This window comes from Quyinboa ferrireducens, assembly GCF_042436675.1.
In the GTDB taxonomy this organism is placed as follows: Bacteria; Bacteroidota; Bacteroidia; order Bacteroidales; family UBA5342; genus JBHJHP01.
The window spans coordinates 1-819 of sequence record NZ_JBHMVA010000089.1 but is presented as its reverse complement, the minus strand read 5'-3'; the positions used below and the strand labels follow the sequence as shown (position 1 = coordinate 819).

Sequence of the window (819 nt, the reverse complement as noted above, 5' to 3'; positions counted from 1 at the left end):
CACGACACCATACCGCGGGAACGTTGTATGGCATTATGAAAATGACCTTGACTATTAAATGAGAACTTATCCTGAAAATATTGAACAACTCGAAAAGAAACATAATATTAGATTTCCAGTTTCAGAAAAAGTGCTGGTTTTAATATCTGAAAATATAATTTTGAGACATGATTTAGCTTTCCTTTTTCTTAAAAACAGAATTCTTGAATTATTAAAAGAAAGGAATATTACAAACATTAGTCTTGATTCTCCATTTGAAATTCTGATAGGCAATAGAAATCAAAAAAGAAATTTTAATGCTTTGAAAGAAGTAATCCCTTTCAGTTTAGGGCAACTTGAAAGATCTATAATTTTTAGTTTATTACTTTTCATTATATTCATATTTCCTTTGATAGTCTTTATTATGTACGCTTCAGAAGATAAGACCATGTTTGCATTCTCCTTTGCATATCCTGGATATTTAGCTATTTTACTCTCTATTTCATCTTTGCTTGTTTGGGGTTTGAGTTTTGTTTTAGGAAGATTTTTCAAGAATAACAAACTCCCTATTGATTATAGAGATTTAACCATTAATGAGTTTATAAGTAAAATAATTAGCAAAAACAGACAGAATATTAAAGATGAATTTATAAAAATATTTAAAACCGACATTGAGACGTTGAATGAAGAAAAATAATAACGCCATACAACACGCGGTGCATAGTGCATGCGGTTTTATTTTAATCTACAAAACCTTATTCCGTATGCCGTCGTTTTCGGCTTGACAGTCTCCACTTCGTGGGACAGTCAACCGCACGACACCATACCGCGGGAACGTTA

The 819-nt window shown here is 31.4% G+C and carries 1 protein-coding gene; it reads left to right on the top strand.

Annotated features, from left to right (window positions below; all coding sequences use genetic code 11):
* The first annotated feature begins 58 nt into the window (after positions 1 to 58).
* On the top strand, positions 59 to 676 hold the full coding sequence (locus tag ACE01N_RS20550; protein ID WP_380592968.1) for a hypothetical protein: 618 nt from the start codon (positions 59 to 61) through the stop codon (positions 674 to 676).
* The last annotated feature ends 143 nt before the right edge of the window (positions 677 to 819 follow it).

Excerpts from the sequence above, each read along its gene's own strand:
- ACE01N_RS20550 (WP_380592968.1), top strand. The coding sequence starts at position 59 with ATGAGAACTTATCCTGAAAATATTGAACAACTCGAAAAGAAACATAAT.